Raw genomic sequence first — 6,649 nt, forward strand, 5'->3', positions numbered from 1 at the left:
ATTTTAAAGACGTCATCACATCGTCTTCACTGTAAACACATAGTCTTCACTGTAAAAAGGAATCTAACGTGAAAATACTAGTGCCAATCAAAAGGGTCATTGATCCCTACGTTAAAGTTCGCGTGAAAGCGGACCATAGCGATGTTGAAACCAATAACGTCAAGATGACGATTAATCCATTTTGCGAAATAGCCGTTGAAGAAGCCGTACGACTAAAGGAGCAAGGTATTGCAGATGAAGTTATCGTTGTCAGTGCCGGCGGTAGCCAGTGTCAGGAGCAACTACGTACTGCGCTTGCGTTAGGTGCCGATCGCGCTATTCATATCGATACTGAAGACAAAATAGAGCCATTGGTCGTCGCTAAGCTGCTCAAAGCTCTGGTTGAGCAAGAACAAGCGCAGCTTGTGATTACGGGTAAACAATCCATTGATACTGACAACAACCAAGTTGCTCAGATGCTGGCTGCCCTACTTGACTGGCCTCAAGCAACTTTCGCTTCCGACGTGAAGATAGAAGATCAAAAAGTTCAGGTCGTGAGAGAAGTGGACGGCGGCTTGATGACGGTCGCGATGAACTTACCTGCGGTGATCAGTACTGACTTACGCCTGAATGAACCGCGTTTTGCCTCTTTGCCTAATATCATGAAAGCTAAGCGCAAGCCGTTAGATACCATCACACCTGACAGTCTGGGTGTTGAAGTGGTATTTAGCCAAACCATTCAAGAAGTCACACCGCCAGCGCAAAGAAAAGGTGGCATCAAGGTTGAATCTGTCTCAGAGCTTCTCGATAAGCTGCGTAACGAAGCGAAGGTGATTTCATGAAGAACTTAATCATAGCAGAACATGACAATAACCAATTGCATGCGGACACACTCAAAGTGGTTAATGCAGCAAAACAAGTCAGCCAAGACAATGTTTTGATCGTAGTGGGCCACCAGTGTGAAGAAGTCGCTCAGCAAGCTTGTCGCGTTGATGGTATATCAAACGTAATTTGTGTCGATGATGAGCAACTTAAGCATCAATTTGCCGAGAGTATCGCACCTATTGTAGTGAGTATTGCTGAAGGTTTTGACGCAATCTGGGCTAGCTCATCATCAAAAGGGAAAGACCTTGCACCTCGAGTAGCAGCGAAGTTCGGCGTTGGGCAAATTTCCGATATTGTCCAAGTTATCGATGAAAACACTTTTATCCGCCCTATTTACGCAGGAAACGCATTTGCCAAAGTGACCACCAGCGACAAGGTTCGCGTCATCACCGTGCGCGCGTCTGCGTTTGAGCCGGTTACTTGTCACAACCAAGCTGATATTAAGCATCAGCAGGTCACTATCTCAGCTCCAATGGTTGAATTGGTTTCTGTCGATAAAACCGTGTCAGAACGTCCTGAATTAAGCGCGGCAGAGGTGGTTGTGTCAGGTGGACGCGGGGTCGGTAGCAAAGAGAACTTCGCGTTGATCGAACAAGTGGCCGATAAACTAGGTGCTGCCATTGGCGCTTCTCGCGCGGCGGTTGATGCCGGGTTTGTTGCCAACGACTTACAAGTGGGTCAAACCGGTAAAATCGTTGCACCTAAGCTTTATATAGCGGTTGGGATTTCCGGTGCCATCCAGCATCTTGCAGGAATGAAGGAATCCAAAGTGATTGTCGCGATCAACAAAGATCCAGAATCTCCTATCTTTGAAGTTGCCGACTATGGATTGGTTGGTGATTTATTTGAGGTACTACCTCAGCTTGCCGAACAACTTTAAACGATCAGATAAGGGGCGAACACTGCTATGTTCGCCCCTTTATTTTGTTTTTGGTCATATTCAAAAGAATTGAAATTAGAGGGACCTATGCCAAATTCTGCACCTATTTGGTCACCATCTGCTGAGCGCGTCAGCAATAGCAACTTATTACGGTTCATCGAAAAGGTTAATAAAGACAAAGCCGAAGGTACCGTAATCAACAATTACACGTCTCTACACCAGTGGTCCATTGAGCACAATGATGAATTTTGGCGACATACTTGGCAGTTTTGCAACGTAATCGGAGATATAAGTTCGCAAGTCAAGAGCCTTGGCAGTCCCAAATGGACACCAACAGGTTCTAATCATCATCATGTAAATAGAGACACAGTATGGTTTGCTGACGCCACGCTGAACTACGCAGAGAACCTCCTATCTCAGGCTGAACAATCACCAGAGCGTGAGTTTATTGTTTTTAGCAATGAAAGCGGTGAACACCGACAACTCACCGGTAAACAGTTGCTTGAACAAGTTTCTGCCATTCAACAATGGCTACTCAATTGTGGTGTCGGTAAAGGCGATGTCGTTGCGGGTTATTTGCCCTACCTTCCTGAAACCGTTATTGCCATGCTGGCCACCACCAGTCTTGGTGCCATTTGGACTTCAACCTCTCCTGATTTTGGTATCGATAGCGTCGTAGAGCGTTTTGGTCAGGTCAAACCGAAAGTTCTTTTTTGCTGTGATGGCTACCAGTTCGGAGGCAAAGCTTTCGATATGACGAACAAGAACACCACTCTTAGTAGTAAGTTAAGCAGTGCCTCCGAAGAGACTACTATTAGCGTATGCCAAATCGAATATTTACAAAACGCTGAGAGTGCTAGCACTTCTGAGTTTGTTTCTTGGTCCGATATTACTCACCACTTTTCTCCACAATCAATTCAATATCAACCAACGCTGTTTAATGACCCGTTATTCATTTTGTATTCTTCTGGTACAACAGGTCAACCTAAGTGTATTGTCCATTCCGCAGGCGGTACCTTGCTCAATCACCTCAAAGAACATCAACTGCATTGCGACATCAAATCGCAAGACAAGGTTTTCTACTACACAACATGTGGTTGGATGATGTGGAACTGGCATGTTTCCGCTCTTGCGAGTGGTGCAGCCTTAGTGATTTACGACGGTAGTCCGGTTTACCCTGATCACTCCGTCTTATGGCAATTAGCAGAAGAACATAGCGTGTCGCTGTTTGGTACTTCAGCGAAATACTTAGAAGCACTGGAACAGGCAAACTGCTCTCCAAAACTAGAACATAACCTGAAGTCACTCAAAACTCTTTGCTCAACTGGTTCGGTGCTTTACCCAGAACAATTTAATTATGTCTATCAGCACATCAAGCAGGACTTGCATCTCGCTTCTATCGCTGGCGGCACAGATATTTGCGGATGCTTTGTACTTGGAAACCCTATTTCACCAGTTTACAAAGGTGAATGCCAAGGCGCAGGGCTGGGAATCGACGCACGTGTTCTAGAGGATGGTGGACATACTATTACGCAAAAACGCGGCGAACTGACTTGTAATAACTCGCTACCTAACTTCCCTATTGGCTTCTGGAACGACAACGGCGAACGCTATCACAACGCTTATTGGAGCAAGTTTACCGATATCTGGCACCATGGCGACGATGTGATGCAAACCGAACATGGCGGCTTCATTTTTTATGGCCGTAGTGACGCAACCTTAAATCCAGGCGGCGTACGCATCGGTACCGCTGAAATCTATCAGCAAGTGAACGCGTTACCCGAGGTTGAAGACTCCATCGCTGTCGGCAAGTTAAACCAGCAGTCTGAAGAAATCTGGTTACTAGTAAAACTCGCTCACAACGTCGAGTTAACCCAACAACTCACCGATTCAATTCGCCAAACATTGAAAACAAAATGTTCACCGCGCCATGTCCCACGACAAATTTTTGCCATCAGTGATATTCCTAAAACGCGCTCAGGCAAATTGGTTGAGCTAGCAGTGAAACAATTGGTAAACGGACAAGCTGTAAAAAACATTGGTGCTATTGCTAACCCAGAAGTGCTGGAAGAAATTAAAACGCTTTTCAACATAGAAAGTGGCGCCACTGTCAATTAGAGACTCAACAAGTCTTCCAACAATACAGACGGGTATAACCTAACTGTATTTTTAGCTCGCTCGATAACTCCTCCCCACTTTCGTGGAAACTGCGCGAAATATGCTTCATGTACACAAAAAAGGTGAGATAATTCTATCTCACCTTTGAGCCATATGAGCGGGAGCATTAGTTTGGGGGTTAAGCTTTTATCAGTTGGCTCATATCTTCGCGAACTTGTGGCACCGTTAAACCAACGATGATTTGAAGGCTCTCTTGATTTCTAACAATATTCACCGCTCCGTGCTGTGTGAAAAATGCGTTCTCCTTTACAAGAGAGACATCTTTAACTTTAACACGCAAACGCGTCGCGCAATTAGTTAACAATTCAATGTTTTCTTTTCCACCCAGACCTTCAATAAAGGCACTAGCTTGTGACGGACTTGCGCTACTGTTATGGACCGCTTTCGCTTCTTTGTAGTCAGCTTTGGAATACAACTTACTATCTGCACCTTCACGTCCCGGAGTAAGTATGTTGTATTTTAAAATAAGCGCGCGAAACGTAACAAAGTAAACACCAGTAAACATGAGACCAATAATAATCTGAATCACGTATGTTCCTGCATGGTTACCAGCCAAAGGCAACCAGTTTTGGAAAATGAAGTCTATCAAGCCAGTCTGAAAGTTACCGGAAACACCAAACATAAAGGCGATCGTTGCCATTGTCGCAGATAACAACGCATGCAAAGCAAACAGCGCAGGTGCGATAAATAAGAATGTAAACTCTATTGGTTCGGTTATCCCTGTAAGAATTGCTGTGATTGCGGCTCCGAGCACTAACCCCATCACCATCTTTTTATTTTCTTTTTTCGCAACTGAATAGAGTGCTAGTGCGATACCCGTACAACCAAACACTTTACCCATTCCCGTCAACATCAAACCACCCTGAGGAAATTGTGTCGTTAAACTTTCCGAGCTCTGGGCGAATGTCTGTATATTTTGAATCCAATAGGCAACCGTTCCGCCATCGACTGCAACTGGCCCATAAAAAACGGGACCATATACGAAATGATGCAACCCCGTTGGTATCATGATTCGCTCTAAAAACGTAAATAGCCATACCCCTAACGATCCAGCAGAAACCAAAAATGATTGCAGATTGTTAATACCATGCTGAATACTTGGCCAAGTCAAACAAGTTAGAATTGCCATCACGACCATAATTGGGAAGCTAATGATCACAACCAATGGCGTTCCGCCAAATACAGCCGCCCAATCCGGTAGCTTTTTATCAAAGAATCGGTTGTGAACCCAAACAGAGAGACTTGCAATTAAAATGGCACCTAGCAAGTTGGTATCAAGCGTTAGAATGCCACCAACTTCAGTCAAACCTCGCTCACCTTCCGTATAGTTAACGCCCAGTTCTGGTCCCCAAAATTGAAGGATTCCACCAATAACGTAGTTAAACGTAATGTAGGAAACGAGTGTTGCAAGTACAGCGCGACCAGATGCTTTTTTAGCTAAAGCGATAGGTAACCCAACGGCAAAAATAAGTGCCATATTTTTAAATACAGCGAGAGATGCCTGTAAAATGATCGTCGAGACTTTAACCCAAGCACTCCCCTCTAGTGCCCAAGGAAACACTTCTTGATTTAACAGCACAACAGAGAAACCCAATAACATGCCCGCTGCTGGAAATAATAGAACGGGAACAAACATCGCGGCCCCGAACCTTTGAATAATGTCTTTCATATAAACCTCTTGTTTCATTCACGGAGCCTACAAGTAGGCCCCGAACGTCCAGTTGTTATTGAAAAAATTGAGGAAGGTAGGCTTTATTTTCTTCTAGTAATTGTTTTGTTATTTCTTTAGCTTTTGGCACATTAACCACGGTACGGTTAAGTGTGAGTGCATTAATCAGCTTTTGCTGACTTCCTTCGTACCAAGCATCCACGACTAATTTCTCGTAACCAAGTTGGCTCTCAATCATGGCTTTTTGGAAGGTTGGGATTTTTCCTACAGTAAAAGCTTTCGGTCCATCACTAGTTAGCGCAGCTGGAACTTCTACCATGGCGTCATTTTGTAAATTTGTAATAGCACCATTATTCGGTACGATGACGAGATACACATCGCTCAAGTTGTAGGCAAGCGAAGCCGCGACTCTCACCATGTATCGACCATGGATATCGGCATGCAGTGTTTCGTGCTTCGTGGTGCCCGCTTCAATTATTCTTGCGTTCAATTCGAACACTCGTTTCTCACGGCCGTTAATTACCTGCCTTGCGCGAGTATTATTGATATCCTCTTTCGCCACCATTTTTTCAGGGTACAAATAGTATTGAAGATACGTATTCGGCAAAAACTCTGGATTATCAGCAAGCATTGTTCTCATGTTTTTGAATGTGGCTTGCCACGATGGGTCATCCGCTATTTCCGCATCAACCGCACTGATCCCTTCTTTTAGGATGATATTTTTAATTTTATCCGTTAAGTCTTCACCCTGTTTGTTACGAATTTTGGTAAACCAGCCATAGTGATTAAGCCCAAAATATTCAGGAACAAAGTCCCAAATTTCACACCCTAACAATTGCGCATAGCTGACCATAATCGCTGCTGGCATATCACAAATATTTAGAATTCGCTTATCATGCGGAAATTCACGATTTAAAGCTTCAGCGACAATTGCCGCTGGGTTGGTGTAATTAAGAATCCACGCATCTGGACACGTTTGTCGGATCTCGTTCACTAGCTGGATCATATCGCCGATAGAGCGAAGTCCATATGCCATTCCCCCCGCGCCACATGTCTCT

5 protein-coding genes are annotated in these 6,649 nt (G+C 44.5%); 3 read left to right on the plus strand and 2 right to left on the minus strand.

Annotation, left to right across the window (positions count from 1 at the left end; genetic code table 11):
• The first annotated feature begins 68 nt into the window (after positions 1 to 68).
• The 3 genes from CAG68_RS15775 (at position 69) to CAG68_RS15785 (ending at position 3,862) form a co-directional block, all read left to right on the plus strand.
• The gene (locus tag CAG68_RS15775) at positions 69 to 821 is read left to right on the plus strand and encodes an electron transfer flavoprotein subunit beta/FixA family protein (protein WP_017633698.1); all 753 of its coding nucleotides are present in this window, start codon (positions 69 to 71) and stop codon (positions 819 to 821) included.
• Positions 818 to 1,744 carry an electron transfer flavoprotein subunit alpha/FixB family protein gene (locus CAG68_RS15780; RefSeq protein ID WP_017820355.1) on the plus strand — a complete coding sequence of 309 codons (927 nt, stop codon included), beginning with the start codon at positions 818 to 820 and terminating at the stop codon, positions 1,742 to 1,744. Before CAG68_RS15775 ends, CAG68_RS15780 begins: the two co-directional genes overlap by 4 nt.
• A gap of 87 nt (positions 1,745 to 1,831) precedes the next feature.
• A complete protein-coding gene (locus tag CAG68_RS15785; RefSeq protein WP_086047481.1) occupies positions 1,832 to 3,862 on the plus strand; it encodes an acetoacetate--CoA ligase in 2,031 nt (676 codons plus the stop codon).
• A gap of 178 nt (positions 3,863 to 4,040) precedes the next feature.
• On the opposite strand, the gene CAG68_RS15790 is transcribed toward CAG68_RS15785, so the two are convergent.
• Together CAG68_RS15790 and CAG68_RS15795 are read right to left on the minus strand one after the other, a co-directional pair.
• Positions 4,041 to 5,591: an alpha-glucoside-specific PTS transporter subunit IIBC gene (locus CAG68_RS15790; RefSeq protein ID WP_017633701.1), complete on the minus strand. Its 1,551-nt coding sequence runs from the start codon at positions 5,589 to 5,591 to the stop codon at positions 4,041 to 4,043.
• 55 nt (positions 5,592 to 5,646) lie between these two features.
• Positions 5,647 to 6,649: family 4 glycosyl hydrolase (locus CAG68_RS15795; protein ID WP_161441345.1), on the minus strand; the 1,003-nt coding region annotated here is incomplete at its 5' end.

Origin of the sequence: Vibrio sp. V42_P2S4T144 (genome assembly GCF_009904715.1) — a bacterium.
In the GTDB taxonomy this organism is placed as follows: Bacteria; Pseudomonadota; Gammaproteobacteria; order Enterobacterales; family Vibrionaceae; genus Vibrio; species Vibrio alginolyticus.

What these genes read in the sequence shown, in the direction of transcription:
- CAG68_RS15780 (WP_017820355.1), top strand. Translation starts at nt 818, where the DNA reads ATGAAGAACTTAATCATAGCAGAACATGACAATAACCAATTGCATGCG.
- CAG68_RS15785 (WP_086047481.1), top strand. Translation starts at nt 1,832, where the DNA reads ATGCCAAATTCTGCACCTATTTGGTCACCATCTGCTGAGCGCGTCAGC.
- CAG68_RS15790 (WP_017633701.1), bottom strand. Translation starts at nt 5,591, where the DNA reads ATGAAAGACATTATTCAAAGGTTCGGGGCCGCGATGTTTGTTCCCGTT.